Raw genomic sequence first — 25880 nt, 5'->3', positions numbered from 1 at the left:
CGTATTCCTGATTGCCCGGCCTCTGATCGGGTGTCTGGTTGTTCGCGACACCTCATTTGGGCCGGACACTAGCAAAGCGGAAGGGAAAAAACCAATTATTCCGGGTCTGCGCCGCTGGCTTGCTGAAATCGCGTTAACTTTTGGCGAATATCCGCCGGAATCCGCGCCGCACGGCCTGCCGCGTCCAGGCAGACCACCTGCACATCGGCCTGAAAGAGGCGCGTCCCATCGCGCCAGACCGACTGATCCAGCGTGAATCGCGCGCCGGTCAGGCTGACGAATCCAGTGCGCACCTCCAGCATATCCTCGAATTTCGCGGGGGCGAGAAACTCCACCGCCATTCTGCGCACGGCGAAGACGATCCCGTGATCGGATTTGAGGTCGCTCTGGCTGACCCCCGCCTCGCGCACCAACTCGGATCGCGCGCGCTCGATGAACTTGAGGTAATTGGCGTGGTAGACGATCCCCGCAAGGTCGGTGTCCTCGTAATAGACGCGGGTGTGGAAATGGTGGGTCATGGCCGGGTTCCCTTCAACAGCAGCAGCACGGGCATGAGGCCAAAGACGATCTGGCCGCCCAGGCCGATCCATCGCCGCGGGTCTCCATAGCTGGTCAGAACCTCCGCCAGCGGCTGACCGAACCCGATCACCCCCAAGACGATCTCGGCAGACATCAGCAAAATGAAGGCGACCCCGCCCATCGCAAGCCGCAGGGGCAGGCGCGCGGGCACGCCATGCCGCGCCACCTGCCAGCGCGCGACCAGGAAGGACAACGCCAGCATGATCGGAACCTCGATGGCCTCGGCCCATACCGCGCCGATCCGCGGCACCAGCACCAGAACCCGCAACGTGCCCAGAACAAACCCCGCCGCAAAGATCAGCCCCGCATAGCTTGCCGCCGCCGCGGCGATACGGGTCAACCCGACCTCGGGGCCGAAACACGCGCCGCCAGTCGCAGCGCATGGGCCGGGTCACTCGCACTGACGGGCATCACCGGGTCGTAGGCGGCGCGGATCACCTCGGCGATCTCGGGCTTGAGCAGCGCGGGGCCACCCTCGGCGGCGGCCAGGGGGGAGGTTTCCGCGAAGGCCGTGTCGGACCACAGCAAGATCACCTGCACGATCTGGCCAAGCGCGATCGTCTCGGCGGGCAGGTCGCGCATGGCCGCGTCCATCCGCACGAAGACGAAGCTGGCCTGGATCGCGCCGTCCCCGTCGAAGCGAAAGCTGCGATACTGGTTGGCGTCCGCCGCCTTCAACCGCTCGACCAACGGCCCTAGATCGGGGATCAGGCGGTGCAGGTTGGGTGTCTCGGTCAACTCGTCCCAGTCGCGGATGAAGAAGATCATCAGGTTCGCGCCAAGCTCCGGGTCGGTCTCGGCCATTTTGTGACCGGCCAGCGCAACGACCGCCTCGATCGCGCCCTTGACGATGGACACCGTGGCCTCCTCCACCCCGAAGACGACCGGCACGATGGGGCGGCCCCAACGGGCAAAGAGATATTCCCCCGTCGACCGGGTAAACAGCGCGGCGGCGGTGTCGGCGTCCATGGCGGGCCTTCCTAGTTGCTGTGCTCGTTGATCCAGCCGCGGAATACAGGGTCGCCCGCCTCAGCGCCATAGGTGACCGGGGGGCTGCCCGCATCCAGCAATGCCGCCGCCGGGGCGCCGTCCGAGATGCGGATGCCCCAGACCCCGCCCGAGACGTTGCAGCTATGCGCCATGCAGCCCGCGCCAAGCACCCAGTCGCCGCGCTGGATCACGTTGTTCGCGGGGCCGATGCGGGTCGAGAGGTCGCGGATCTCCTCAACTGTCATGATGGTCAGGAACCGGGCGCGCTCATCGGCGTGGCGGAAGATCTCGTAGGGGTGTTCGCCGATCCAGCGCTGCGCCTCCGGCCCCGCCCCGGCAGGCTGGCCGGAGGCGAAGGGCAATTCGTTCGGCGTCTCAAGCTGGCCCTCGTCGCTGAACCGGTAGGTTGTGAATTGCTGGCGCATCCCGTCGCGGTAGATGTCAAGCTCCAGCGCCTCGGGGTAGACCCTCAGATCGCGCAAGGCCCCCTCGCAGCCGCCGGTCTCGCCCATCGGCTGCACGCGCGCCTCAGACACACGGATGACGGTAATGCCCGGTCCGCACATATTGCCGCCATGGTGATGCGTGGCCAGGAGCCAGTCGTGATCAGCCTCCGCCAGCGCATAGGCCCCCAGGATGGTCCAGCGGTAATCGGTCTCGACCGGCAGGGCCGCGCCCAGGACCGAAAGGCTTTGCTGATAGATCTCACCCGTCACCTGCGCCGGGCCGAACCGGGTCTGGTATTGCTGGTAGGCGCCCAATTCCACATCGGCGTTGGCCGTCGTCGCGGCAAGCGCCAGTGACAGGGAACACAGGAAACGGCGCATGACGGTCCTCCTTCAGGACGAAAACTCAGAACAGGCTGGCCTGATCGGGGCTTTTTGGCGCGTCCAGGCCCAGATGCGACCAGCCTTTGCTGGCCAGCATCCTTCCCCGCGGGGTGCGCGCGATCAAGCCCTGTTGCAGCAGAAACGGCTCGATCACCTCTTCGATCGCGTCGCGGCTTTCGCTCAGAGCCGCCGACATCGTTTCCACCCCCACCGGGCCGCCGCCGTAGTTTTCGGCCATCAGGCTCATGTAGCGCCGGTCGGCCCCGTCGAGGCCCAGGTGATCGACACCAAGCCGGGTCAGCGCTGAATCGGCAATCGCGCGGGTCAGGGTGCCGTCGCCTTCGACAAGGGCGAAATCCACCACCCGGCGCAGCAGCCTGCCCGCGATACGCGGGGTGCCGCGCGCCCGCCGCGCAATCTCCATCGCGCCATCGGGGTCGCAGGAAATGCCCAGAAGGCGCGCGCCACGGGTCACGATCTCGTTCAGCTCGGGAACGGTGTAGAATTGCAGCCGCGTGGGAATGCCGAACCGGTCCCGCAAGGGCGTCGTCAGCAGCCCCAGCCGCGTCGTCGCGCCAACCAGCGTGAAGGGCTGCAACTCGATCCGCACAGTGCGCGCGGCGGGGCCTTCGCCGATCACGAGGTCCAGCTCGAAATCCTCCAGCGCGGGATAGAGCACCTCCTCCACCGCCGGGTTCATGCGGTGGATCTCGTCGATGAACAGGACGTCACGCGCATCCAGATTGGTCAGGATCGCCGCCAGATCGCCCGCCTTTGCCAGGACAGGCCCGGAGGTCATGCGGAAGTTCACGCCCAATTCCCGCGCCATGATCTGCGCCAGCGTGGTCTTGCCCAATCCCGGCGGCCCGTGAAAGAGGACGTGATCCATCGCCTCGCCCCGCCTGCGCGCGCTTTCGATGAAAACGCCCAGATTGGCGCGCGCCTCCTCCTGCCCGATGAACTCGGACAGGTGCTGCGGCCGCAAGGCGCGATCCGGGCTCTGATCCTCGGGCAGGGGCGTCGGGCGCAGGGTGGGATCGGGGTCGGTCATGTCAGTCCTTCGGCGCCAGCAGGCGCAACGCGGCGCGGATCAGGGCGGAGGTTCCGGCCCCCTCCTCCGCACCCGCTGCCCGTGCCACGGCCTGCGCGGCATCGGCGGGGGCATATCCGAGGTTGCGCAGGGCCGACAGCGCCTCGGTCTGCGCGGCAGATGTGGTGGGTGTGACGGCGGCAGCGGGCGCGGCAGGCGCATCGCCCAACGCCTCGACCACATCGCCGCCCATCGCCATCACGCCCGGCGCCTTGTCCTTCAACTCGTTCACGACGCGCGCGGCCAGTTTCGGGCCGACACCCGGCGCGGCCTTGACCGCCGCCGCATCGCCAAGAGCGATCGCGCGGGCCACGCCTTCCGCCCCCAAAGTGCCCAGAATGGCCATCGACGCCTTCGCGCCCACCCCCTGGACCGAGACCAGCAGCCGGTGCCATTCCCGGTCATAGGCGGTGCGAAAGCCGAAAAGCTGCATGAGATCCTCGCGCACCAGAAGCTCGGTGAAGAGCGCCACGCGGCTGCCCACCCCCGGCAATTCCGCCAGCGTCCGGTCGGAGCAATGCAGCTCATACCCCACGCCGTTCACATCCAGCAGGACCATCCCCGGCCCCTTGTGATCGACCACCCCCGTCAGCTTGCCGATCATCTTGCGGCCCCGACGGCGATGCGCGCGGCGGTCCGGGCATGAAACGCGTGACAGATCGCGATGGCCAGCGCATCGGCGGCATCCGCGCTTTCGGGCAACGCGCCGGGAAGTTGCAACCGCACCATATGCGCCACCTGCTGTTTCTGGGCATGGCCGACGCCCACCACGGTCTTCTTTACGGCATTGGGCGCGTATTCGGCAACGGCCAGCCCGGCCTGCGCAGGCACCAACATCGCGATTCCGCGCGCCTGCCCCAGTTTCAGCGTCCCGGCCCCGTCGCGGTTGACGAAGGTCTGCTCCACCGCCGCCTGATCGGGGGCGTAGCGGGCGACGATCGCGCTCAACTGGACATGCAGCGACAGAAGCCGCGCGGCCAGGTCGGTGCCGCTGCTGGAACAGACCCCGTTGGCGACATGGCTGAGTCGCGACCCATCCGCCTCGATCACGCCCCATCCGAGGTATCTCAGCCCCGGATCGATTCCGATTATCCGCATTTCCGCCCGACCCGTCGTTTTTGTTGTTTCTTTTTTGCACCACTAGCACGAAACGCGAACACTGACCAGCCTTGGTCGCTTTCAGTGCGCCGATATCCTGATTGCGACATGCGGCGTTGATCCTGTCCGAACCAGACAAGCGGATAGTCAGTTTCGGACATGTGACAGAGCGGATTCTTGCCGTGTTTACATCATGTTAAGCGCGATTCCCGTCATGCGGAAATCGCATGGCACCCATGCAAAATTCACCTATTGCCCCGGCAGGGGCCAAAGCCTAGTTGCGACTTATCGAACGTATTGACAGGCCCCAATTTCAGAGATCGGAAAGGATGACTCAGATGGCTATCATGACGAACCGCACCCTCGGCGCTGGCCTCAGCACTGTGAACATCTTCGCCGCCCTGGTGGGCCGCATCGCCGCCTGGAACGACGCCCGCGTGACCCGCAAGGCGCTGTCGGCCCTGACCGACCGTGAGTTGGACGACCTCGGCCTGCATCGCGGCGACATCGACGGCATCGCGACCGGCATCCGCCGCTAAGCCGGCCGCACAGGTCACAGATCGAAGGGCCGTTTCCGCCGCGCGCGGACGCGGCCCATTCGTGTTCCGCCTACTGGACCGGCGCGGGCGCGCCATCCTCCAGACCGGCAGTCCTCTCCGGTGCGGCCTCGCGGTCCGGTGGCGCGCCGATAACGGCAGAGATCTGTTGCGCAATCCAGGTCGAGGCCGGATCCATCGACAGAACCCGCGCCGCGATCTGGCCACCGGTCGTCCCGGTCTCCAACTCGGCCAGCCGCGCGGCATAGCCGGTCTCGCCCTGGTGCCAGATCATGAAACCCTTGAGGGCCAGGAAACAGGCCAGTGCCAGTGTCAGGCTACGCCAGGGGATACCGGGCCGCCAGATCGGCTTGCGGTATTCGACCAGCCCATCGCGGCGGATATGCATGTTACGGGGAAGCCGCGCCGAGGCGGAGCGTTCGATTCGGTTCACGCGCTGGTTGAAGCGCGACAAGTTCTGATCCATGGGTGGCAGCCCTGCATCTGACGCCCCCAACCCCGTGGCAAATTATATGCAGAATTGTGGCAAATTTGTGGTCATCAGCGGATCAGCGTCAGCGTCGTCCAGTCGCCGATCTCGGCGCGATGCTCCAGCCGCAGGCCCTCGGCCTCATAGGCAGCGATCACATCCCCGGCCTGCGCGTTGAGCAGCCCGGACAGGATCACATGCCCGCCCGTGCCCAGATGCGCCGCCACATCCGGGGCCAATTCGATCAGCGGCCCCTTCAGGATATTGGCGAAAATCAGGTCATAGGGCGCCGCTTTGCCAAGCGTCGGATGGTCGAACCCCGCCGCCTCGACGCAAGCGACCCGCCCCGCCTCGCCATTGGCCGCGACATTGGCCAGGGCCACCTCGACCGCGACCGCGTCAATATCCGAGGCCAGCACCGGCTGGCCCCAGGTCTTGGCCGCCGCCAGCGCCAGAACGGCGGTGCCGCAACCGATATCGACCGCGTTGCGCTTCTCATGGCCCGCCTGGATCAGCCGCTCCAGCGCTTCCAGGCAGCCTTGCGTGGTGCCGTGATGCCCGGTGCCAAAGGCCATCGCCGCCTCGATCAGCAGCGCCACCCGCCCCTCGGGCACGGCATCCGCGTCATGGCTGCCATAGACGAAGAACCGCCCGGCCTCGACGGGATGCAGCTCGCGCCGCACATGCGCCACCCAATCGGTCTCGGGCAGTTCCGAGACCACGAAGGGCTTGGCCCCATAGGCCGCCGCCAGCACCGCCAGCGCCACGTCGTCGGGCGCCTCCACGAAATAGGCCCCGACCTCCCACAGGTTTGATCCGTCCTCCATCTCGAACACGCCAACGCCGGTCGGGGCAGGATCGAGACTCTCCAGCTTCTCGCCCAGGGCCTCGGCCTGGGACCGCTCGGTCAGGGTGGTCAGCGCGGTAAAGGTCGGCATCGGGTCTCTCCCATTCGGAACATGGCCCCCCGCATAGGCCGGGACGCGCAACTTCGCCAGCCCCATCTTCTTGGTCCAAATACTCAACTCCGCGCGGGCGTCAGCCCGCGCGCCCGGTCGACGCCGTCAGGCGGCGAAACCCCTACTCCGCCGGGCGCGGTGTCGGCAGCGTCAACACCGTCTCATGCCCCGGCTCCGGGTGGCGCGGGATCAGCGTCGCCAGCACCAGCGAGGTCAGCGCCATTCCGGCCGCCATCAGGAACACCGCCATCGGCGAGGTCAGCCACAACAGCCCCAGAGCCACCGGCAGGAACACCGCCGCGATATGGTTGATGGTGAAGGCCACCGCCGCCGTGGGGGCGATGTCGCCGGGGTCGGCGATCTTCTGGAAATAGGTCTTGATCGCCAGGGCCAGCGAAAAGAACAGGTGATCGACGATATAGAGCACGATGGCCAGCCACACGCCCCAGTCGAACAGGTAGATCCCGGCATAGAGCAGGAAGATCACCGCCAGCCCGATATACTCGAAGACCAGCGCCGCGCGTTCGCCGAAGACGGCCACGACCCGGCCCAGGATGGGCGCGACCATCATGTTCAGGACCAGCGTCGCCATGAACAGTCCCGCGACCTCATGCACGTCGAAATGGAACCGCTCCACCATCATGAAGCCCGCGAAGACGATGAAGATCTGCCGCCGCGCGCCTGCCATGAATTGCAGCGCATAGTAGAGCCAGTAGCGCCGCCGCAGGATCATCTGCTTGCGCTGCGGGTTCGGGGCCTCGAATTGCGGGTAGAGCAGCAGCGCCGCGACCGCCACCAGCGCGGTGAAGCCGCCGCCCGCCCAGTAGACGGTGGAATAGCTCAGATCATAGGCGCGCCAGGTCAGGATGATCAGCGTATAGGCCAGCAGCGTCCCGGCGGACCCTGCCGCCATCAGCCAGCCAAGCACCTGCGGCGCGCGCTTCTTGTCCAGCCATTGCAGTTGCAGCGACTGGTTCACCGTCTCGTAATAGTGAAACCCGATGGAACTGAAGAGCGTGATCACCAGGATGCCGCCAAGCGACGGAAACTGTGCCGTCAGCCCGGTCGCCACACCCAGCAGCACCAGCGAGACCAGTCCCAACACCTGTTCGCGGATGAAGATGATCAGCGCGATCACCCCCACGGCCAGGAAACCGGGGATCTCGCGCACCGTGTGCAGAAGCCCGATATCGGCCCCGTCGAAACTGGCCACCTCGATGACGAAATTGTTGAGCAATGCCGACCAGGTCGAATAGGCGATCGGCATGGCCAGCGCCATCAGGACCAGCAAGCCGATCGGCTGACGCCAGCGCGGCAGGGCGCGGGCCTCCTCCAATGTCACGGTTCTGATCTTGTCGCCAATCATCCCCGCCCTTTACACCCGCGGCGCGGGATTGACGAGAGGTCAGGGACACGCGGCCCCTGCGGCTGCACTGTGCCTCCATGCACAGCCCCGGCCAGGGGCCGCCGATCAGGTTGCCAGCACGTTGCGGAACGCCCAGGGCACGCTTTCGTCGATCTCCTCGGGGAAATGCTCCCACCGGTCCTGCAAGGGGGTCCAATCGGTGTAATGCGCCTCGACCGGGCCCAGATAGGGGCGCTGCACGTCCAGGCACCGCGCATGGTCCATCTCATCGGTCTCGACGATGCCCGCCTGCGGGTTTTCCAGCGCCCAGACCATGCCCGCCAGCACCGCCGAGGTGACCTGCAACCCGGTCGCGTTCTGATAGGGCGCAAGATCGCGGGCCTCGTCATTGGACAGGCGCGAGCCGAACCAGAGCGCGTTCTTTTCGTGCCCGAAGAGAAGCACGCCCAACTCGTCGATGCCCTCGACGATCTCGTCGACATCCAGGATCTCATGGCGCGTCTGCTGCCGGCCCGAGCCGAACATCTCGTGCAAGGACAACACCGCGTCGTCGCTCGGGTGATAGGCATAATGGCAGGTCGGGCGATACTCCGGGTCGCCCGCATCGCCGATGGTGTAGTAATCCGAGATCGAGACCGCCTCGTTATGTGTCACCAGGAACCCGAATTGCGGCCCCGGCGTGGGACACCAGCTATGCACGCGGGTGATGGCGCCGGGCCGCTCCAGCCAGATCGCGGATTGGCAGCCGGTCTCGAAACGGTGGCCGTTCTCGGGGAACCACGGCTCATGCGTGCCCCATCCCAGTTCGGCGGGCTGGAAGCCCTCGGCGATGAAGCCCTCGACCGACCATGTGTTGACGAAGGTGCCGCGCGGACGCGGTTTGCGGCGGGCCTGCGTGTCGCGTTCGGCGATGTGGATGCCCTGCACGCCCAGATCGCGCATCAGCCCGGCCCATCCCTCGCGCGCCACCGGCTGCTTGATCTTGCGCCCGGTATCGCGGGCCAGGGTCAACAGCGCCTCTTTCACGAACCAGCTGACCATGCCGGGGTTGGCGCCGCAGCAACTGACCGCCGTGGACCCGCCCGGATTGCGCGCCTTCTCGTCCCGCACCGCCTGGCGCAGCGCGTAATTGGTGCGCTCGGCGTTTTCCGTGGTGTCGAAATAGAACCCGGCCCAGGGCTCCACCACCGTGTCGATGTAAGGCACCTCCATCTCGCGGCAGAATTTCATCAGGTCGAGGGATGAGGTATCGACGCTCAGGTTGACGCAGAACCCCTTGCCGCGCTCGAACAGCCCGCCCAGGACATCGCGGTAGTTCTCCGGCGTCAGCGCCGTGGCAACGTGGTTCAGCTTATGCTGGCGCAGGAAATTCGCCTGCCCCGCATCGGGCTCGATCACCACCAGCTTGTCGGCATCATAGTCGAAATGGCGTTCGATCAGCGGCCAGGTTCCCTTGCCGATCGAGCCGAAGCCGATGATGACGATGGGTCCGTCGATCCTGCCGTAAACCGGGTATTCCGTGGTCATGGCCTGCATCCTCCGCGCGTGTCTTGCCGTGGGAACCCGTGATGCGACGGTCGGGGCCGGATCGCAAGGGGGTCTTTTGTCGCCGCGCGCGCAAGGCGGCGGGGAACAAGGGGCGGGGGCATTCGGTTGGGTCCGAAACGCACCGCTTTGAAAGGACACGCAACATGACCGATCTGAGACAGGAGTTCTGGAAGAGGCTGGACGATGTCCAGGCCGGCATGCTCGGGCTTGACGGCCAGGATCGGCTGGTCCCGATGTCGCCGCAGGTCGATGATGACGTACCGGGCCATGTCTGGTTCATCACCGCCAAGGGCACCGATCTGGCCGAGGGCGTGGCAAGCGGCCCCAAGGACGCGCGCTTTGTCGTGGCAGACGCGAAATCGGGGCTCTATGCCGATGTCGCGGGCCAGTTGCGCCAATCGAACGACCGCGAGGCGCTGGACGAGGTCTGGAGCTTCATCGCCGAAGCCTGGTTCGAGGGCGGCGAGACCGACCCCGATGTCTGCCTGCTGCAATTCACGCCGCGCGCGGGCGAGGTCTCGCTAACCGATGGCGGGGCGAAATTCCTCTATGAAATCGCGAAAAGCACGCTGACCGACGCCAAGCCCGATGCGGGCGCGCAAGGTTCGGTCAGTTTCTGACACCCTTCGGGAACAGGAAGAAAGGGGCTGACGCCATGCTGTCCGCCGCTCCTATGGCGGGGCAAACGCCGCTCTCTCGCGCGCCAGGTAATCTGCCAGGCTGGACGGGGCATGGCCGGTCAGGCGTTCGAGGTCCGGACGCACGGGGGCCGCGCGGCCAAGGCGCTGCACGGTGTAGAGCGCGGCCATGACCAAGGCCAAGGAGGCGGGCCGCCCGTGTCGGACCTCGCGCAGGACAAAGCCGGGGACGGAGGTGGGGCGGTAGCAGACCCGCCGACCGAGCAGCCGCGTCATCACTTCGGCCACTTCCCCGAAAGTCAGCGCCTCGGGCCCCGTCAGATCGTAGCCGCGCCCGTCATGCTCGCCCGGCGCGGCCAACACGGCGGCGCAGGCGCGCCCGATGTCGTCGGCGTCGAGGAATGCCGACCGGCCCCGCCCTGCCGGTACCGCGATCTCTCCGTCCTTCCGGATCGAAACCCCATGCCTGTCGGCGAGGTTCTGCATGAAGTCGGCAGGCCGAAGGAACGTGTGCGGCAGGCTGCTTGCCCGCACAGCCGCCTCCATGTGCCGATGCGGCAGCACCCGTGAGGTGTCGGCACCGTAGACCGAGGCGCAGACGACGTGGCGCAGGCCCGCCTCCCGCGCGGCGGTCATCAACCGCTCGAACGGCGCGCGCGAGGTCGTGGTCGGCGGACGCATGACGAAGATCTCCGTGCAGCCCGTCAGCGCGGCGGTGAAGCCGTCCGGGTCATCCAGGTCGAAGCGCACGGCCTCAGCCGCGCCGTCCACGGGCGCGCCCGACCGTGTGCCCGCCCGGACGCGACCGGCGGCATGGCGCAGCACCGCGCCGCCCATGCGTCCCGTCGCCCCCATCACGAACAGCATGTGTTTCTCCGGATCATTGCTCGGCAGTCCGTACCAGCTTACCACGAGGCCAGGACATGCCCAGACCCGCCCGGACCGGCAAGGCGGCCATGCAACCCTCCCGCAGCATCGTGCGAAACGATGACCTCCTCCTGGCCGCGATCATCACCACATATGAAAAGGGGCCGCAGCCATATGGCGCGGCCCCTTTTTCCTTTGCTGCGCGAGGCGCGGCTCAGTTCTTGGCGTAGTATTCCACGACCAGGTTCGGCTCCATCATCACCGGGTAGGGCACATCGCCCAGGGCCGGGACGCGCACGAAGGTGGCGGTCATCTTGGAGTGGTCGGCCTCGATGTAATCGGGCACGTCGCGCTCGGCCAGCCCGACGGCTTCCAGCACGGCGACATTCTGCTTCGAGCGGTCGCGGACCTCGATCACGTCACCTTCCTTCACGCGGTAGGAGGGGATGTTGACCTTCTGCCCGTTCACGCGGACATGGCCGTGGTTCACGAACTGGCGCGCGGCGAAGACGGTCGGCACGAACTTGGCGCGGTAGACGACGGCATCGAGGCGACGCTCCAGCAGGCCGATCAGCTGTTCACCGGTATCGCCGCGCTGACGCTCGGCCTCGGCATAGATGCGGCGGAACTGCTTTTCGGTCAGATCGCCGTAATAGCCTTTCAGCTTCTGCTTGGCGCGCAGCTGCAGGCCGAAGTCGCTGAGCTTGCCCTTGCGGCGCTGGCCGTGCTGGCCGGGGCCGTATTCGCGGCGGTTGACCGGGGATTTCGGACGACCCCAGATGTTTTCACCCATCCGGCGGTCGATCTTGTACTTGGCAGAGGTGCGTTTGGTCACCGTCTGATCTCCTTCTATCTTGGCACCATCATCTGATCCGAAAACCGGTTCCCACTTTTCGGGTGATGGTCGCTGCTGCGACAGTCCCCGTTGCGCGAACCGACGTCCAAACCAGACGCGGCATTGAAGGGCGTTGTCCTCTAAGCTTGCGCTTTGACAGGCATCCCCTTGCGGGGGCCACCAACACCAATGAAAACCCCGGCAGTCGCCTGCCGGGATCGGGGCCTTTTACACCCGTGTGCGCCGGTGTCAATGCCGCGAAAGCCGTGGCTTCATTCCATGCATCAGGATCGCCGCCTCGGCCCGGTCCAGCATCCGCCGCGCGGGCGCGCCATAGGTGAAGGGATCGGTGCCAAGCTCGGGGCGCAGGTCCAGCAGCGTCTCGCGCTGTTTGCCGTCCAGATGCTCCAGCCCCATATAGCCGGGGTGGAAGGTCTCGACCTCCAGCCCGTTGGCCCAGACCACCTGGTGACGTTCCAGCATCAGGTGCACATACCAGGTCTCGCGCATCGAGTGATCGACCGTCACCCGCGCGTCGCCGATCAGGTCGCTGGCACAGACCAGAACCTCGGGCTGCGCAAAGAGGTCGCGCGCGGCGGCCCCCTTCACGATCACACGATGCTCGGGCGACACCACCAGATCGGCGTCGGGCCTGTAGAGGCCAAGCGCACCGGCGCGAATACGGATCGGCCGCTGCGAGGGCATCGCGAAAAGGCGCGCACCCGACATGCGGCGCTGGCCGGTCCACTGAACCTCCTGCGGGCCGTCATCGCGGGTCAGCACCTTGTCGCCGGGGCCGAGATTCTCGATCGCGACCGCACCCTCGGGCGTGCGCAGCCGCGTGCCTGGGGTGAAGCAGATGACCGAGGCGACCTCGGGCGCATAGGCGCGCGGACGCGGCTGGTTGGCGCGCACGATGGTCAGGTCGCGCCCCACTGGCGGGATGGTGTCGGGAAAGATCAGGATCGGCAGCCGCCCGGCATGGGCCGCGACCGGCACCACGGTGTAGAACCGGGTGCCATCGGACAGCACGAACGCATCGGCGAATAGCGGGTCGGCCTCATCGGCGGCGGTCTCGCTCTGGGTGGGTGCGGGGTGGTGCATCAGTTTGCGCACCACCCGCGCCGCCCTGGCACGCAGCTCGGCGTGATCCTGGCTGACTCCCAGAAGCAGCGCGGCGCCATCGCCTTCCAGAGGAAGTGCGCGGCCATGCCAGCGCCAGGTCATCCCTTCGGCCAGTTCACTATTATTATCTGCCGGATCGCCCTCTATCAGGGTTTGCGACCATGCGATCATGGTCAGGCCCCGAATGCCCGTGCCCATCTTCATTTGCCTGTTTATTATAGTGCTTATACCGCTCTTTGGACCGACGCTAACACGCGCGAATCACCCTGTGAAGTAGATGATTCGCCCCTGCGGCATTTTTTCGAATCACTGCGGCAGCGCTGTCAGAACTGAAACCCGAACGAGACCGAGCCGATGGTTTGCCCCTCGGGCTGGCCGACGAACTCCTCGGACAGGTGGGTCAGGCCATAGAAGATGTTGGAGGAGCCGAAGGCGTAATTGACGCCCGCGCGCAGCCGGTAGCGCGCCTCCTCCACCTCGTAGCCGCGATCCGATGGCAGGTAGCGCGAGCTGTCGACATAGGCCATGTCACCGCCCAGCAGGAACGAAAAGCCCTGGTCGATGCCGCCGTCGATGGCGGTGATCCGCTGGCCTGTCGTGCTGTCGCGCACGCGCAGCCCGTCCAGCCCGTAATCGCCGATGGTCAGGTCGAACCCGATCCGGGCCAGCGTCTCGACCCCTGCCTGCACCTCGACGAACGGGCGGATGCGCGCGCCGCCAAGGTCGATCTCCTGGCCCAGTTCAAACGTGCCATGCAGGTAGACACCATTCTCGACCTGGAAATTCTGTACATTCGGGCTGACCAGGCTGAAGACGTCATGCACCGCCTCCTGCATGTGGCGCACGCCGGATTGTTCGCCCAACACCATGACGTCTGCGCCAAGCGCGGCCTCCAGGCCCTGCCAGGTGAAATACGTATGCGCGCCCACCGACAGCACCCCGGCATAGAGCCGGTCGCCCGCAGCGGGGCGGTTGATATTGGCGGGCGTGATGGTCTCGCCCCGGAACCGGTATTCCATGATCTCGCCCATGCGCATGGGCAGGCCCCCATCCCAGCCGGACCCGCGCAGGACCGAGACGCTATAGGCCCCGGATCGCCAGCGGTCTTCACCATCGCCGATCAGATCGTTTGTGAAAAGGCGCGCGCGCCCCAGCGTCTCGCGACTGTCCCACCAGGACTGCGCCAGCGCGGATTGCGGCAAGAGCGCCAATAGAAAAAGGAGGACACCTGCCCGGCCCAGCACCTGCATCATCGTCATTGCCTCATCTGCCCGTCGCGATTTTTTTGCGAGCTTATTGTTGAATTGAGGCGAAATTATCACGCGGAGTCCGATCGGACCAGCCCAAGGTGGCATCGATTCGAAATTCGGGGCCGTGAGGAAGAATTTTGTCACAAAATTCTTCCTCACCGGAAAATCCTTCAAGAAGGATCTTCGGCACCCCCGGTCAGGCGGCCTTCGACGGCAGGAAGACCGACTTGATATTGACGAACTCGCGCATTCCGAACCCGCCATGTTCGCGGCCATAACCGGAGTTTTTCACGCCGCCGAACGGCATGTTCGGGTCAGCCGCGCCGAAGGAATTGATCCGCACCATGCCGGTGTCGAAATGCTTGCGCGCCAGGTCCAGCGCGCGCGCCTCATCCTTCGAGAAAATGCCCCCGCCCAGCCCGTAGCGGCTGTCATTGGCGATCCGCATCGCGTCCTCATCGTCCCTGGCGCGGATGATCGAGGCGACGGGGCCGAAGATCTCGTCATCATAGGCGGGCATGCCCGGCTCCACATCACCCAGCACCGTGGCGGGGTAATAGGCCCCCACCCGCTCCGGCGCTTCGCCACCGCAGAGCAGGCTGGCACCTCTCGAAATACTCTTCGTGACCTGTCTGACGACCGTATCCAGCTGCTCCTGGCTGGAGAGCGGGCCCAGCTTGGTGCCTTCCTCCATCGGGTCGCCCATCTCGATCTGCTTCATCTGTTCGACATAGGCGTCGACGAAGGCGTCATAGACCTTGTCGGTGACGATGAACCGCTTGGCGCTGACGCAGGTCTGACCGTTATTGTAGAGCCGCCCGATGGTGGAGAATTTCACCGCCGTTTCGATATCGGCATCCTCCAGCACCAGGTAGGCGTCGTTCGAGCCAAGCTCCAGCACCGATTTCTTCAGCGCCTCGGCGGCCTTCGCGCCGATATGACGCCCGGCATCGTCGCTGCCGGTCATGGTCACGGCGCGCACATGGTGATGGGCGATGATCCGGTCGCTGATGTCGTGGTCGATCACCAGGACCTGGAACAGATCCTCGGGCAGCCCCGCCTCGACGCAGATCTCGGCCAGGCGCAATGCGCTGCCGGTGCAGATCGCGGCGTGTTTCAGGACACAGCCATTGCCCGCCATCAGGTTCGCCGCCAGCACGCGGACCGGCTGGTAGAGCGGGAAATTCCACGGCTGGATCGAATAGACGACACCAATTGGCTGGTAGGTCACGACACCGCGCTTCCCGTCGCCATGGACGCGCTCCTCATCGGCCAGCAACTCGGGACCGTGCTTGGCGGCATATTCAAAAATCCCGGCGCAGAGCTCCACCTCGGTCTTGCCGTCCTTGTAGAGCTTGCCCACCTCCTGCGTCATCAGCTTCGCCAGGTCATCGGCGTTCTCGCGCAGCTTGGCGGCGATGGCGGTCAGATGCTCGCCGCGTTCGGCATGCGTTTTCGTGCGCCAATCCAGGAACGCGGCATGGGCCGCTTCGACGATCTGTGTGGCTTTCGTCTCGGACATCAGGTCATAGCTGGCCAGGGGTTCCTCGGTGGCGGGGTTGATCGTGGTGATCTGGGACATGTCAGGGCTCCTCATCCTTTCGTTGGCGAGCCAACGGCTGAGGGGCGCGATCTGTTCCGCCTTAGCCCCGCCTCACCCGCATTTCGAATAGGCGCAATTGGCGCAGGTCAGGCAACCTTCCATCATCCGCATCTCGTGCTCGCCGCAATTCGGGCAGGCGGGAGAGGACGGACGCGCGCCGATCTCGACCACTTCCGCCTGCGGGTCCGATTTCAGGCCCATCCCCTCGCCGCCGATAAAGCCGATTGCGATGAGATGCTTCTCAATCACGCCGCCGATGGCCGCCAGGATCGAGGGCACATATTTGCCCTGCATCCAGGCCCCGCCGCGCGGGTCGAACACCGCTTTCAATTCTTCCACGACAAAAGACACATCCCCCCCGCGCCGGAACACCGCCGAGATCATCCGGGTCAGCGCCACGGTCCAGGCGAAATGCTCCATGTTCTTGGAGTTGATGAAGATCTCGAAGGGCCGCCTGTGGCCCGCGATGACGATATCGTTGATGGTGATGTAGATGGCGTGATTGCTGTCGGGCCATTTCAGCTTGTAGGTGTGGCCCTCCAGTTGCGCGGGGCGGTCCAGCGGCTCGGCGATATAGACCACGTCGCCCTGGTCGTCGGGCGTGGCCGCCGGGGCCTCGGAGGCTTCCGACACGCTCAATACCGATCCCGTCACCTCGTTCGGGCGATAGGTCGTACAGCCCTTGCAGCCTGTATCCCAGGCCTGCATGTAGACATCCTTGAACGCCTCGAAGGAAATATCCTCGGGGCAGTTGATGGTCTTGGAAATCGACGAATCCACCCATTTCTGCGCCGCCGCCTGCATCTTGACATGCTCCAGCGGGGTCAGGGTCTGGGCGTTGACGAAATACTCCGGCAACTCGCGGTCTCCGAACTTTTCGCGCCACATCTGCACGGCGTAATCGACCACCTCTTCCTCGGTCCGGCTGCCGTCGCGTTGCAGCACCTTGCGCGTGTAGGCATAGGCAAAGACCGGCTCGATGCCCGAGGACACGTTGCCCGCATAGAGGCTGATCGTGCCCGTGGGCGCGACCGAGGTCAGCAGCGCGTTGCGGATGCCATGCTTGCGGATGTCATCGCGCAATTCCTGGTCCATGTTCACCATGTTGCCCGAGGCCAGATACGCCTCCGCCTCGAACAGCGGAAACGCCCCGCGTTCCTTGGCCAGATCGACGCTTGCGCGATAGGCCGCATGCGCGATGGCCTTCATCCAGGCCTCGGTCTGCGCCGCCGCCGCGTCCGAGCCATAGCGCAGCCCCAGCATCAGCAGCGCATCGGCCAGCCCGGTCACGCCCAACCCGATCCGGCGTTTCGCCTTCGCCTCGGCCGCTTGTTCCGGCAGCGGAAACCGCGAGGCATCGACCACGTTATCCATCATCCGCACCGCGACGCGCACCAGGTCCTCCAGCGCGCCCATGTCCAGGGCTGCCGCCTCCTCGAACGGGTCGCTCACCAGACGCGCCAGGTTCACCGAGCCCAGCAGGCAGGCGCCATAGGGCGGCAGGGGTTGCTCGCCGCAAGGGTTGGTGGCGGCGATGGTCTCGGCATAGCCCAGGTTGTTCGCGGCATTGATCCGGTCGATGAAGATCACGCCGGGTTCGGCATGGTCATAGGTCGACTGCATGATCCGGTTCCACAGATCGCGCGCCTGCACGGTGTGGTAGACCTTGCCGCCAAAGACCAGGTCCCAGGTGCCATCGGCCTTCACCGCCTCCATGAACGGATCGGTGACCAGCACGGACATGTTGAACATGCGCAGCCGGGCGGCGTCGGATTTGGCGGTGATGAATTCCTCTATGTCGGGGTGATCGCAGCGCATCGTCGCCATCATCGCGCCCCGGCGGCTGCCCGCACTCATGATGGTGCGGCACATCGCGTCCCAGACATCCATGAAGGACAGCGGGCCCGAGGCATCGGCGGCCACGCCCTTCACATCCGCGCCCTTGGGCCGGATGGTCGAGAAGTCATAGCCGATCCCGCCGCCCTGCTGCATGGTCAGCGCGGCCTCTTTCAGGGCCTCGAAAATGCCGCCCAGGCTGTCGGGGATGGTGCCCATGACGAAACAGTTGAACAGGGTGACGTTGCGCCCCGTCCCCGCCCCCGCCGCGATCCGGCCCGCGGGCAGGTATTTGAACCCGTCCAGCGCGTCGTAGAATCGCTCCTCCCACAGGTCCGGCTCCGATTCGACCGCCGCCAGCGACCGCGCCACGCGCCGCCAGCTATCCTCGACGGTCTGGTCGATGGGCGTGCCATCGGCCTCCTTCATCCGGTATTTCATATCCCAGATGGCCTCGGCGATGGGGGCGGAGAAACGGCTCATGGGTCACTGCCTGCGCCCTTGGGGCAGGTCCATATAGGTGGTGGAAGAGGGACAAGATACCCACAAGACTTTGCCGGGTCAACGTGGACGGCACCGGTTTGACACCCTATGTTGCAATTCGGAAGGAATCGCGATGCCCGGCACCTTTACCCATCTCATCAAGCTCTCGGTCGGCACCGAGTCCGTCGAATCGCTCACCGAGTGGCAGGAGACCGCGCGCTTGCGCTGGCCGGACAAACAGCCGCGCCACATCACGCGGATGTGGCCCAAGCGCGCCGATGAGGTGCTGAATGGCGGCTCGATCTACTGGGTCATCAAGGGCGTGATCCTGTGCCGCCAGCGTATCCTGGCGCTGGAGGAGGTGATCCGCGAAGACGGCATCCGCCGCTGCGGCATCGTGCTCGACCGCCCCCTGATCCGGGTCGAGGCGACGCCGAAACGCGCCTTCCAGGGCTGGCGCTATCTGCCCCCCGATGATGCGCCCGCCGACCTCTCCGCTGCCCGCGCGCGGGAAGAGAAACTGCCGCCCGAGCTGCAATCGGCCCTGGCCGAGATCGGCGTGCGATGACGGGGCTGGCAACTTTCCTCGCCGCCTCACTGATGGCGGGCTAGGCTGCCGCGCTCTGTTTCTGTCCGCAATGCGTGTTGCCCGGTTTCCGGTCTTTCCAGGCCGCCAGCACCAGCATGCTGCCCGCTTTCGCCCCCGGTGCCTGTTTCGTGACCGAGAGGCGGGACCGCGACACCAATCCGCCGCCGCGCGGCGCGATCATCGTGTTTCGCCATCCGCTCACCGATGCCGACCCCATCTTCCGCCTGACCGGCCTGCCCGGTGACGAGGTGCAGATGCGCAACGGACGGCTCTGGCTGAACGGCGCGGAGGTCGCGCAAAGCGCCTTGCCCGATCTGACCTATGACACATCGCAAGACCCCACCTTCCCTTGCCCCTCCGCCCCGCCCGGCACCGCGACCTGCGAGATCGACCGGGCGATGGAGACACTGCCCGGCGGGGCCAACTACCCGGTGCTGAACCTCAGGGACGGCCCGCTGGACGACACCGGCCTGCTGACAGTGCCCGAGGGCCATGTCTTCGTCCTCGGCGACAACCGCGACAACGCCGCTGACAGCCGACTTCCGGCTCATAGCGGCGGCCCCGGCATGATCCCGGTCGGGAATATCTGGGGCGTGGTCAGCAGCGATTCCTGAGCGTTCGGAACGGGTCCGCGGCCCGTCGACGGGCCGCCGATGCGCTCGATCGACCGAGCGCATCCCCAGGTCGAACCGTTGTCTACCGCAACCGCTCGCTCAACTGCTCCAGCGCCGCGCGGTCCGCGTCGCTCCACTCCGCCACGCGCGACTTGAACAGCACCGCCTGGCTGCGATGGATCAACCCGTCGGACAAGAGCTTCAGGTGATTGGCCCGCAGGGTCTCTCCGGTCGAGGTAATGTCGGCCACAGCCTCGGCGGTCAGGTTCTTGACGGTGCCCTCCGTCGCGCCCTGGCTATCGACCAACTGGTAATCGGCAACGCCCGCATCGCGCAAGAACTCGCGCACCAGCCGGTGGTACTTGGTGGCGATGCGCAGCCGGTGGCCGTGGCTGCGGCGGAAATCGGCGGCGGCGGCATCGAGGTCCTCCAGCGTGTTCACATCGACCCAGAAGGCCGGTACCGCGATGATCAGGTCGGCATAGCCGAACCCCATCGGCTGCATCGCCTTGACAACCGCCTCCCAGGCCGGGATGCGCTCCCGCACCAGATCGCTGCCGGTGACACCCAGATGGATGCGCCCCGCCTGCAATTCACGCGGGATTTCCCCGGCGCTCAGCAGCACCAGGTCCAGGTCCGCCCCCTCGACCTCGGCGGCATATTCCCGGTCCGACCCGGTCCGCCGCATGGTGACACCACGGGCCGCGAACCAGTCGAAGGTCTTCTCCATCAGCCGCCCCTTGGACGGCACGCCCAGTTTCAGCGTCATGCCAGCCCCTCCCGCAGGATCTGCACCAGGCCCGGACGGATCACGCCGCCCACGGCCGGGATCTCGGCTCCGCGCCCCAGAACCCGCGTCAGCGCGTCATAGCGCCCGCCGGTGGCGACAGGCGGCAGGTCGGGCCGCGCCTCGGCCAAAAAGCCGAAGACGAACCCGTCGTAATATTCCATCGTGGTGCGCCCGAAACTGGCCTCGAAGGGCAGCCCCGCCACATCGACACCCGCCTGCGCCAGCGCCTCCATCCGCCGTTCCATCCGCTCAAGGGCAGGCGTCAGACCGGGCAGGTCGACGGCGATGTCGCGCAACTGGTTGCGGGCATTGGGCAGGGTCTCGCGCAGGGACAGGATGGTGTCCAGCACCTCCGCCTCGGCCCGCCCGATGGCAGGCGCCGCCGAATCCTCGGCCAGCGCGTTGAGCCGCCGGAGCACATCGCCCGCGCTGCGCTGCCCGATCCGGGGTCCGGCGCGCTCCAGCACCGCCTCGGCCCCGTCCTGCGCGACCATGGCCAGCGTCGCCAGCCGCAAGGGGTCGGTCGCCACGCGGCCCGTGAAGCGGTCCAGCAACCCGCGAAACCGGCGCGGCCGCCAGATATGGCGCATCAGCGCCGCCTTGCGCCGCCCGGTCGTGGACAGGCAGCCCACCGCCGCCTTCAGCACCCCGATATCGCCCGTCGCCGCGCGCAGGCCAAGCGGCGACAGCGCCTCGGCAAAAAGCGCGAAGACCTCGGCATCGGCGGCCTCGGGGTTCTCCCGGTCAAAGACCTCGTAGCCCACCTGCAGATATTCCCGCGCCCGGTCCGAGCCGCTTTGCTGCTTGCGGAACACCTCGCCCATATAGGTGTAGCGCGCCGGTTCGCCGCCCTCGCGCATATGGGTCTGCACCACCGGCACGGTGAAATCGGGGCGCAGCATCATTTCGCCCGCGTCGGGGTCCTGCGTGACATAGGCCCGCGCCCTTATATCCTCGCCATAGAGGTCCAGGAGCGTGCCCGCCGGTTGCAGCAGATCGGCATCCACCGGCTCCGCGCCGCCCGCCTTGAAAAAGGCAAAGAGCCGCTCCGCCTCGGCCCGCACCGCCAGTTTGTCGCTCATGCCAACCGGTCCAGGATCGCCCGCACTTCGCCCACCAGGTCGTCCCGCGCCACCTCGCGCTGCGCCGGCTGGCTCTTCCATTCCTCAAGGCTGGCGCTGGCGGCAATCTCGGCCCCAAGCGCCAGGTCCTTGATCTGCACCACGCCGCGCGCCGCTTCGTCCGAGCCCTGAATGATCGCCACCGGGCTTTCGCGCTTGTCGGCATATTTAAGCTGATTGCCGAAATTCTTCGGGTTGCCCAGATAGACTTCGGCCCGAATGCCTGCATTGCGAAGCTCCGCCACCATCGCCTGATAGTCGGCCATCCGGTCCCGGTCCATCACGGTGACGACGACGGGGCCTTGCATCTTGCCGCCCGCGCGTCCCTTGGCGCGCAAGGCGGCCAGCAGCCGGTCGACGCCGATGGAGATGCCCGTCGCGGGCACCGCCTGTCCGGTGAACCGCTTGACCAGATCGTCATACCGCCCGCCGCCCGCGACCGAGCCGAACTGGCGCGGACGGCCCTTGTCGTCCAGCACCTCGAAGGTCAGCTCCGCCTCATAGACCGGCCCGGTGTAATAGCCGAGGCCGCGCACGACGGAAGGGTCGATGACGATGCGGTCGGGGCCGTAGCCTTGGGCATCCAGAAGGGCGGCGATCTCCTCAAGCTCCGCCACACCCTCGGACCCCATGACCGAGTCCCCCACGGCAGCGCGCAGGTTCCGCACGGTCTCGGCCCCGGTTGCCCCTTTCGAGGTCAGGAAGGCCAGCACCGGCCCCGCCTGATCCTCACTCAACCCCACCCCGTCGATATAGGCCCCCGACGCATCCAGACGCCCTTTTCCCAACAACTCTCGCACGCCCGACTCGCCCACCTTGTCGAACTTGTCGATAGTGCGCAGCACGGCGTCGCGGCGGGATTGGTCGTCGCCCAACCCCATGCTTTCCAGCACCCCGTTCAAGACCTTCCGGTTATTCACCCGCACCACATAATCCCCGTGCGGGATGCCCACCGCCTCCAGCGTATCGGCCAGCATCGCGCAGATCTCCGCATCCGCCGCCATCGAGGCAGACCCCACCGTATCCGCATCGCACTGGTAGAACTGCCGATACCGCCCCGGCCCCGGCTTCTCGTTGCGCCAGACCGGCCCCATCGTGTAGCGCCGGTAGGGTGCGGCCAGGTCATTGCGGAACTGCGCCGCCACACGCGCCAGGGGCGCCGTCATGTCATAGCGCAGCGCCAGCCATTTCTCATCTTCGTCTTGCCAGGCAAAGACGCCTTCATTCGGGCGGTCCACATCGGGCAGAAACTTGCCCAGCGCCTCGACCGTTTCGATCGCCGAGGTCTCCAGCGGGTCGAAGCCATAGCGGTGATAGACCTTGCCGATCGTCTCCAGCATCGCATTTCGTTCGCGCACATCCGCGCCGAAATAATCGACGAACCCTTTCGGCGTTTCCGCCTTGGGGCGCGGCTGTTTCTTGACTTTGGCCATCTGGTCCATCCCGGCTCAACTCTGGGTCGCCCGCCTCCTAGCCCAGTGGCCAGCGGGGGGCAAGGAGGGCCGGGCTGGCCAAAGCCCCTCCCCTGCCCTAGAACCGCGCCATGAGCAGCCTCGTAGACCTCGAAGAAGCCCTCGCCCACCTCACCTGCCAGGTCGAGGAGATGTCGGACGTGATCGCCCGCCAGGACCGAGAGATCGACCGCCTTACGGCCCGCGTCCAGATGCTGATGAACCGCGAGGCCGAACGCGAGGCCGACAGTTCCGGCACCATCCCGCTGGCCGACCAGAAACCGCCGCATTGGTAAGCCCACCGACATGCCTCTTTCATTTTGCTGAGAATACCTCGGGGTCGTCATTGTTGCGCCATTGGTCCGAGCGACAATGACGACGGCAGAGCCCCGGCCGGTCGGCGCGCCGAGGGCGCGGCGAAACCAAGTCTCCAATAACCCCGAATTAATGCATCAGGGGGTGTACGGGGGGTGCATCGGGGGGTGTACGCATATGCACCCCCCTCAATTCGCCACCAGATGCCCCGCCGCCCGACGCGGAAACGGCACCAGCCGCTCGTGTTCCTCGTCCCACAGTTTCAGCGTGAAACTGCGCAAAGCCTCGGGCCATTTGATCACCCTCAGCCCGTATTCATCGCGCAGCGCCCGGTGGCATTTGCGCAACCGGTAGGAGGGGATATTGGCGTTGAAATGGTGGATGTCGTGATAGGCGATATTGCCCGTCGCCAGGTCGAACCACCACCCCAGATCCAGCGCCGAGGAGCCCTGCAGCGCCGCCATGTCGGGGCGCAGATCGGGGCGGCGGTCCCAATAGGTGTCCTCGAAATTATGCTGCAGATAGACCAGGAAAACCCCGGTGCAGGCCGCCACGAAAACGGTGATGGCATAGACGATCAGCGCATTTGTACCGCCCAGGATCCACAGCAGAAAAATCCATGCAATCAACAGGATATTGTGGATCAGCACGCCGGTGACGCCGACCCGGCCCGTGTTCTTGGGCCAGCGATAGCGCAGCGCGTAGACGAAGATGCCGCCAAGCGGAATCAGGATCGCGGGGTTGCGGTAGAGCCGGTAGCCAAGCCGCTCCCAGACCCCTGCCCGCTCCCATTCGGCCAGCGTCATCGTGTGGATCTCGCCCGAGCGCCGCTCCTCCAGGTCGCCGAGGAACTTGTGATGCTGGTTATGGTTGAACTGCATCACCCGGTAGGGCGTCAGCGTGAAGGTGGACAGGCCATAACCCGCCCAATCGTTCACCCAGGCCCTGGCGAAGAGCGAATGATGCCCGCAATCATGCTGCAACACGTAAAGCCGCACCCCCGACAGCGCATTGATCACCGCCAAAGGCACCATCAGCCACAGCGTGTCGAAACTGATCACCGCCAGCCACAGCGTCAGGAAATACACCGCGAACGTGCCGAAATAACTGGCCGCGGCCAGCGGATCGCTGCGGTTGCAATAGGCGCGGGTAATCTCTCGGATCGTGGCCATGACACTGAAACTCTTCAAAGGCGGGTTTGGTTTCACCCCGGCAGTCTAGGATCATCGCGAATGATTTCAAGGAAATGGCGGAATTGTCCAGCGGCCGACTGGGGCCGCGCGCAATGGGCCGAAAGCCGCCCGTTCAGGCCGGAACCGTCCCGCGCCGGCGCGGGCGGGACCGTATCAGGATCAGCCCGATGATGGCGATATTGACCAGGTTGAAGGCGATCCCGTTCAGGAAGGCCCATTGATAGCTGCCGGTCAGGTCATAGATCCAACCCGACATCCAGCCGCCCAAAGCCATGCCCAGGATCGTCGACATCATCACGAAGCCCACCCGCTGCCCCGCCTCGCGCGCAGGGAGATACTCGCGCACCACGACGGCATAGCTCGGCACGATCCCGCCCTGGCTGAGTCCGAAGATCAGGCTGACGAGATAGAGCGCATTGAGCCCACTGGTCGGCAGGTAGAGGAACAACGCCACGCATTGCAGCCCCGACCCGATCAGCAGCGTCGCCACCCCGCCGATCCTGTCGGCCAGCGCGCCCGAGACCAGCCGCGAGGCAACCCCGCCGAACAGCATCAGCGACAGCATCTCGGCCCCCACGGCAGGGCCATAGCCGAGGTCCGCGCTCAGCGCCACGATATGAACCTGCGGCATCGACATCGCCACGCAGCAGCCGATCCCGGCCGCGGCCAGCAGCCAGGTCAGCGCGCGCGGGCTGAACCCCGAGGTCAGCGCACGCGATGCGGCGGCGCTCTCGGCCTCGGCCCGCCCCGCCTCGGAAACCTGCGCGCGCAGGAGCAGCGAGAGGGGGATCATCACCGCCACGCAGGTCGCCGCGATGATCAGGTAGGCGCTGCGCCAGCCCCCCGGACCGGCCAGCACTTCGGCCAGGACCAGGGGCCAGATCCCGCCGGAAAGGTAATTGCCGCTGGCCGCGATCGCCACCGCGATGCCGCGCCGTTTCAGGAACCAATGCGAGATATCGGCGATAAGCGGCCCGAAACAGGCCGCCGAGCCGAAGCCGGTGATCAGTTGCAACGCCGACAGTACCCAGATATTGGGCGCAAACGCCCCGAGGCCGAACCCCACCCCCAACATCAGCGCCGCGCCGGACAGCGCCACGGTGATGCCCCACCGGTCCACGACGCGGCCAATGTAGTAGTTGCCAAGCGCGAAGCCGATCATGGTCAGCGTATAGGGGATCGAGGCATCGGCCCGCTCGACCCCGAATTCGGTCTGCATCGCGGGCATGATCACGATGATCGCCCACATCCCCACATTGCCCACCACGGCGATGGCCAGCGAGATCGCAAGGCGCAGCCAGGAGGCGCGCGAGTCGAGGGCGGAGGGGTGCATCATGCGCCGGACGGTAGGCGCGAGGGTGGGGAATGGGAAGATGCGATCAAGAAAACAATGCTATCAACAGGCTTACAACTCCCAGACCGATTGAGAGGGAAGCCAAGAGCGCCGGGATTCTTATCGCGGGATCGCGTCGACGCAAGTACCAGCGCAGCGCCCCCCAGAATCTGAGTTTGCGAATTTCGAGAGAGTATTTCTTTCCGACGTTCAAACCGAGCGAGTTACGAAGCTCGAAATCCATGCCGATCTTATTGTCGAGAACTTGCCGACCAATAACGGCTGCATCTGCAAACTTTCCGCAAGACGTCAGGATCCGAACCACCTGATGGCGTTTTGCTCCATCCCGTT

Annotated in this window: 28 protein-coding genes; 5 read left to right on the top strand and 23 right to left on the bottom strand. The window is 65.8% G+C overall.

The genetic code is table 11. The annotated features are described in order from the left end of the window. Nucleotides 1–95 precede the first annotated feature (95 nt). The 7 genes from ybgC to ruvC are packed head-to-tail and all read right to left on the bottom strand — an operon-like array spanning nt 96 to nt 4587. Nucleotides 96–518: a tol-pal system-associated acyl-CoA thioesterase gene (gene ybgC / locus HNS34_RS08595; RefSeq protein WP_172319647.1), complete on the bottom strand. Its 423-nt coding sequence runs from the start codon at nt 516–518 to the stop codon at nt 96–98. Beyond that, nucleotides 515–919: a hypothetical protein gene (locus HNS34_RS08590; RefSeq protein ID WP_172319646.1), complete on the bottom strand. Its 405-nt coding sequence runs from the start codon at nt 917–919 to the stop codon at nt 515–517. Before HNS34_RS08590 ends, ybgC begins: the two co-directional genes overlap by 4 nt. After that, entirely contained in the window at nt 916–1548 is a 633-nt protein-coding gene (locus tag HNS34_RS08585) for a hypothetical protein (RefSeq protein ID WP_172319645.1), read from the bottom strand. The genes HNS34_RS08590 and HNS34_RS08585 overlap by 4 nt, the downstream gene beginning before the upstream one ends. Nucleotides 1549–1559: 11 nt before the next feature. Further along, nucleotides 1560–2396 carry a hypothetical protein gene (locus tag HNS34_RS08580; RefSeq protein WP_172319644.1) on the bottom strand — a complete coding sequence of 279 codons (837 nt, stop codon included), beginning with the start codon at nt 2394–2396 and terminating at the stop codon, nt 1560–1562. Between the two features lie 25 nt (nt 2397–2421). Continuing rightward, entirely contained in the window at nt 2422–3450 is a 1029-nt protein-coding gene (ruvB, locus tag HNS34_RS08575) for a Holliday junction branch migration DNA helicase RuvB (RefSeq protein WP_172319643.1), read from the bottom strand. Nucleotide 3451: 1 nt separating this feature from the next. Beyond that, nucleotides 3452–4093 (bottom strand): Holliday junction branch migration protein RuvA, encoded by a 642-nt coding sequence (gene ruvA / locus HNS34_RS08570; RefSeq protein WP_172319642.1) that lies wholly within the window; start codon nt 4091–4093, stop codon nt 3452–3454. Beyond that, nucleotides 4090–4587 (bottom strand): crossover junction endodeoxyribonuclease RuvC, encoded by a 498-nt coding sequence (gene ruvC / locus HNS34_RS08565; protein WP_172319641.1) that lies wholly within the window; start codon nt 4585–4587, stop codon nt 4090–4092. Before ruvC ends, ruvA begins: the two co-directional genes overlap by 4 nt. A 347-nt stretch (nt 4588–4934) precedes the next feature. On the opposite strand from ruvC, the gene HNS34_RS08560 reads away from it, so the two are divergent. Continuing rightward, nucleotides 4935–5126 (top strand): DUF1127 domain-containing protein, encoded by a 192-nt coding sequence (locus HNS34_RS08560; protein ID WP_407925854.1) that lies wholly within the window; start codon nt 4935–4937, stop codon nt 5124–5126. Between the two features lie 70 nt (nt 5127–5196). Here HNS34_RS08560 and HNS34_RS08555 read toward each other — a convergent pair whose 3' ends face one another. The 4 genes from HNS34_RS08555 to HNS34_RS08540 form a co-directional block, all read right to left on the bottom strand. Beyond that, nucleotides 5197–5610 carry a hypothetical protein gene (locus HNS34_RS08555; RefSeq protein WP_172319639.1) on the bottom strand — a complete coding sequence of 138 codons (414 nt, stop codon included), beginning with the start codon at nt 5608–5610 and terminating at the stop codon, nt 5197–5199. A 74-nt stretch (nt 5611–5684) separates the two neighbouring features. Beyond that, nucleotides 5685–6551, bottom strand: coding sequence for a 50S ribosomal protein L11 methyltransferase (locus HNS34_RS08550; protein ID WP_172319638.1), 867 nt, complete (start codon nt 6549–6551; stop codon nt 5685–5687). Nucleotides 6552–6693: 142 nt separating this feature from the next. After that, nucleotides 6694–7938, bottom strand: a complete 1245-nt coding sequence (locus HNS34_RS08545) for an MFS transporter (protein ID WP_172319637.1) — start codon at nt 7936–7938, stop codon at nt 6694–6696. A 105-nt stretch (nt 7939–8043) separates the two neighbouring features. Then, on the bottom strand, nt 8044–9465 hold the full coding sequence (locus HNS34_RS08540; protein ID WP_172319636.1) for a homospermidine synthase: 1422 nt from the start codon (nt 9463–9465) through the stop codon (nt 8044–8046). Between the two features lie 164 nt (nt 9466–9629). On the opposite strand from HNS34_RS08540, the gene HNS34_RS08535 reads away from it, so the two are divergent. Next, nucleotides 9630–10106 (top strand): pyridoxamine 5'-phosphate oxidase family protein, encoded by a 477-nt coding sequence (locus HNS34_RS08535; RefSeq protein WP_172319635.1) that lies wholly within the window; start codon nt 9630–9632, stop codon nt 10104–10106. A gap of 51 nt (nt 10107–10157) precedes the next feature. Here HNS34_RS08535 and HNS34_RS08530 read toward each other — a convergent pair whose 3' ends face one another. The 6 genes from HNS34_RS08530 to HNS34_RS08505 form a co-directional block, all read right to left on the bottom strand. Then, complete coding sequence (locus HNS34_RS08530) at nt 10158–10991, bottom strand: NmrA family NAD(P)-binding protein (protein ID WP_172319634.1); 834 nt, start codon at nt 10989–10991, stop codon at nt 10158–10160. A gap of 214 nt (nt 10992–11205) precedes the next feature. Then, nucleotides 11206–11826, bottom strand: a complete 621-nt coding sequence (rpsD, locus tag HNS34_RS08525) for a 30S ribosomal protein S4 (protein ID WP_172319633.1) — start codon at nt 11824–11826, stop codon at nt 11206–11208. A gap of 249 nt (nt 11827–12075) precedes the next feature. Then, complete coding sequence (locus HNS34_RS08520) at nt 12076–13149, bottom strand: Hint domain-containing protein (protein ID WP_172319632.1); 1074 nt, start codon at nt 13147–13149, stop codon at nt 12076–12078. A 125-nt stretch (nt 13150–13274) separates the two neighbouring features. Then, on the bottom strand, nt 13275–14210 hold the full coding sequence (locus HNS34_RS08515; protein WP_172319631.1) for a lipid A-modifier LpxR family protein: 936 nt from the start codon (nt 14208–14210) through the stop codon (nt 13275–13277). Between the two features lie 187 nt (nt 14211–14397). After that, nucleotides 14398–15783 (bottom strand): NAD-dependent succinate-semialdehyde dehydrogenase, encoded by a 1386-nt coding sequence (locus HNS34_RS08510; RefSeq protein ID WP_172319630.1) that lies wholly within the window; start codon nt 15781–15783, stop codon nt 14398–14400. Nucleotides 15784–15855: 72 nt separating this feature from the next. Then, nucleotides 15856–18123: an adenosylcobalamin-dependent ribonucleoside-diphosphate reductase gene (locus HNS34_RS08505; protein ID WP_172319629.1), complete on the bottom strand. Its 2268-nt coding sequence runs from the start codon at nt 18121–18123 to the stop codon at nt 15856–15858. Nucleotides 18124–18256: 133 nt separating this feature from the next. On the opposite strand from HNS34_RS08505, the gene HNS34_RS08500 reads away from it, so the two are divergent. Further along, a complete protein-coding gene (locus HNS34_RS08500) occupies nt 18257–18691 on the top strand; it encodes a DUF1489 family protein (protein ID WP_172319628.1) in 435 nt (144 codons plus the stop codon). A 74-nt stretch (nt 18692–18765) separates the two neighbouring features. Continuing rightward, the gene (gene lepB / locus HNS34_RS08495) at nt 18766–19326 is read left to right on the top strand and encodes a signal peptidase I (protein WP_328700496.1); all 561 of its coding nucleotides are present in this window, start codon (nt 18766–18768) and stop codon (nt 19324–19326) included. A gap of 82 nt (nt 19327–19408) precedes the next feature. On the opposite strand, the gene hisG is transcribed toward lepB, so the two are convergent. From hisG to hisS, 3 genes are read right to left on the bottom strand one after another with little or no spacing between them, the layout of a single operon-like run. After that, nucleotides 19409–20095, bottom strand: coding sequence for an ATP phosphoribosyltransferase (gene hisG / locus HNS34_RS08490; RefSeq protein WP_172319626.1), 687 nt, complete (start codon nt 20093–20095; stop codon nt 19409–19411). Next, a complete protein-coding gene (locus HNS34_RS08485; protein ID WP_172319625.1) occupies nt 20092–21198 on the bottom strand; it encodes an ATP phosphoribosyltransferase regulatory subunit in 1107 nt (368 codons plus the stop codon). The genes hisG and HNS34_RS08485 overlap by 4 nt, the downstream gene beginning before the upstream one ends. Beyond that, nucleotides 21195–22670, bottom strand: a complete 1476-nt coding sequence (hisS, locus tag HNS34_RS08480; protein ID WP_172319624.1) for a histidine--tRNA ligase — start codon at nt 22668–22670, stop codon at nt 21195–21197. Before hisS ends, HNS34_RS08485 begins: the two co-directional genes overlap by 4 nt. Before the next feature lie 110 nt (nt 22671–22780). On the opposite strand from hisS, the gene HNS34_RS08475 reads away from it, so the two are divergent. Then, nucleotides 22781–22984: a SlyX family protein gene (locus HNS34_RS08475; RefSeq protein WP_172319623.1), complete on the top strand. Its 204-nt coding sequence runs from the start codon at nt 22781–22783 to the stop codon at nt 22982–22984. Nucleotides 22985–23191: 207 nt separating this feature from the next. On the opposite strand, the gene HNS34_RS08470 is transcribed toward HNS34_RS08475, so the two are convergent. The 3 genes from HNS34_RS08470 to HNS34_RS08460 all read right to left on the bottom strand — a co-directional run bounded on the left by HNS34_RS08470 (nt 23192) and on the right by HNS34_RS08460 (nt 25854). Beyond that, nucleotides 23192–24175 (bottom strand): fatty acid desaturase, encoded by a 984-nt coding sequence (locus HNS34_RS08470; protein WP_172319622.1) that lies wholly within the window; start codon nt 24173–24175, stop codon nt 23192–23194. A 133-nt stretch (nt 24176–24308) separates the two neighbouring features. Beyond that, nucleotides 24309–25532 carry an MFS transporter gene (locus HNS34_RS08465; RefSeq protein WP_172319621.1) on the bottom strand — a complete coding sequence of 408 codons (1224 nt, stop codon included), beginning with the start codon at nt 25530–25532 and terminating at the stop codon, nt 24309–24311. A gap of 43 nt (nt 25533–25575) precedes the next feature. Beyond that, nucleotides 25576–25854, bottom strand: coding sequence for a hypothetical protein (locus HNS34_RS08460; protein ID WP_172319620.1), 279 nt, complete (start codon nt 25852–25854; stop codon nt 25576–25578). Nucleotides 25855–25880: the final 26 nt, after the last annotated feature.

The organism is Alterinioella nitratireducens, from assembly GCF_013155465.1.
In the GTDB taxonomy this organism is placed as follows: domain Bacteria; phylum Pseudomonadota; class Alphaproteobacteria; order Rhodobacterales; family Rhodobacteraceae; genus Alterinioella; species Alterinioella nitratireducens.
The sequence above is the reverse complement of the archived record's forward strand: the minus strand, read 5'-3'. Positions and strand labels throughout refer to the sequence as shown.

What these genes read in the sequence shown, in the direction of transcription:
- ybgC (WP_172319647.1), bottom strand. Translation starts at nt 518, where the DNA reads ATGACCCACCATTTCCACACCCGCGTCTATTACGAGGACACCGACCTT.
- HNS34_RS08585 (WP_172319645.1), bottom strand. Translation starts at nt 1,548, where the DNA reads ATGGACGCCGACACCGCCGCCGCGCTGTTTACCCGGTCGACGGGGGAA.
- HNS34_RS08580 (WP_172319644.1), bottom strand. Translation starts at nt 2,396, where the DNA reads ATGCGCCGTTTCCTGTGTTCCCTGTCACTGGCGCTTGCCGCGACGACG.
- ruvB (WP_172319643.1), bottom strand. Translation starts at nt 3,450, where the DNA reads ATGACCGACCCCGATCCCACCCTGCGCCCGACGCCCCTGCCCGAGGAT.
- ruvA (WP_172319642.1), bottom strand. Translation starts at nt 4,093, where the DNA reads ATGATCGGCAAGCTGACGGGGGTGGTCGATCACAAGGGGCCGGGGATG.
- ruvC (WP_172319641.1), bottom strand. Translation starts at nt 4,587, where the DNA reads ATGCGGATAATCGGAATCGATCCGGGGCTGAGATACCTCGGATGGGGC.
- HNS34_RS08560 (WP_407925854.1), top strand. Translation starts at nt 4,935, where the DNA reads ATGACGAACCGCACCCTCGGCGCTGGCCTCAGCACTGTGAACATCTTC.
- HNS34_RS08555 (WP_172319639.1), bottom strand. Translation starts at nt 5,610, where the DNA reads ATGGATCAGAACTTGTCGCGCTTCAACCAGCGCGTGAACCGAATCGAA.
- HNS34_RS08550 (WP_172319638.1), bottom strand. Translation starts at nt 6,551, where the DNA reads ATGCCGACCTTTACCGCGCTGACCACCCTGACCGAGCGGTCCCAGGCC.
- HNS34_RS08545 (WP_172319637.1), bottom strand. Translation starts at nt 7,938, where the DNA reads ATGATTGGCGACAAGATCAGAACCGTGACATTGGAGGAGGCCCGCGCC.
- HNS34_RS08540 (WP_172319636.1), bottom strand. Translation starts at nt 9,465, where the DNA reads ATGACCACGGAATACCCGGTTTACGGCAGGATCGACGGACCCATCGTC.
- HNS34_RS08535 (WP_172319635.1), top strand. Translation starts at nt 9,630, where the DNA reads ATGACCGATCTGAGACAGGAGTTCTGGAAGAGGCTGGACGATGTCCAG.
- HNS34_RS08530 (WP_172319634.1), bottom strand. Translation starts at nt 10,991, where the DNA reads ATGCTGTTCGTGATGGGGGCGACGGGACGCATGGGCGGCGCGGTGCTG.
- HNS34_RS08520 (WP_172319632.1), bottom strand. Translation starts at nt 13,149, where the DNA reads ATGGGCACGGGCATTCGGGGCCTGACCATGATCGCATGGTCGCAAACC.
- HNS34_RS08515 (WP_172319631.1), bottom strand. Translation starts at nt 14,210, where the DNA reads ATGACGATGATGCAGGTGCTGGGCCGGGCAGGTGTCCTCCTTTTTCTA.
- HNS34_RS08510 (WP_172319630.1), bottom strand. Translation starts at nt 15,783, where the DNA reads ATGTCCCAGATCACCACGATCAACCCCGCCACCGAGGAACCCCTGGCC.
- HNS34_RS08505 (WP_172319629.1), bottom strand. Translation starts at nt 18,123, where the DNA reads ATGAGCCGTTTCTCCGCCCCCATCGCCGAGGCCATCTGGGATATGAAA.
- HNS34_RS08500 (WP_172319628.1), top strand. Translation starts at nt 18,257, where the DNA reads ATGCCCGGCACCTTTACCCATCTCATCAAGCTCTCGGTCGGCACCGAG.
- hisG (WP_172319626.1), bottom strand. Translation starts at nt 20,095, where the DNA reads ATGACGCTGAAACTGGGCGTGCCGTCCAAGGGGCGGCTGATGGAGAAG.
- HNS34_RS08485 (WP_172319625.1), bottom strand. Translation starts at nt 21,198, where the DNA reads ATGAGCGACAAACTGGCGGTGCGGGCCGAGGCGGAGCGGCTCTTTGCC.
- hisS (WP_172319624.1), bottom strand. Translation starts at nt 22,670, where the DNA reads ATGGCCAAAGTCAAGAAACAGCCGCGCCCCAAGGCGGAAACGCCGAAA.
- HNS34_RS08475 (WP_172319623.1), top strand. Translation starts at nt 22,781, where the DNA reads ATGAGCAGCCTCGTAGACCTCGAAGAAGCCCTCGCCCACCTCACCTGC.
- HNS34_RS08470 (WP_172319622.1), bottom strand. Translation starts at nt 24,175, where the DNA reads ATGGCCACGATCCGAGAGATTACCCGCGCCTATTGCAACCGCAGCGAT.
- HNS34_RS08465 (WP_172319621.1), bottom strand. Translation starts at nt 25,532, where the DNA reads ATGATGCACCCCTCCGCCCTCGACTCGCGCGCCTCCTGGCTGCGCCTT.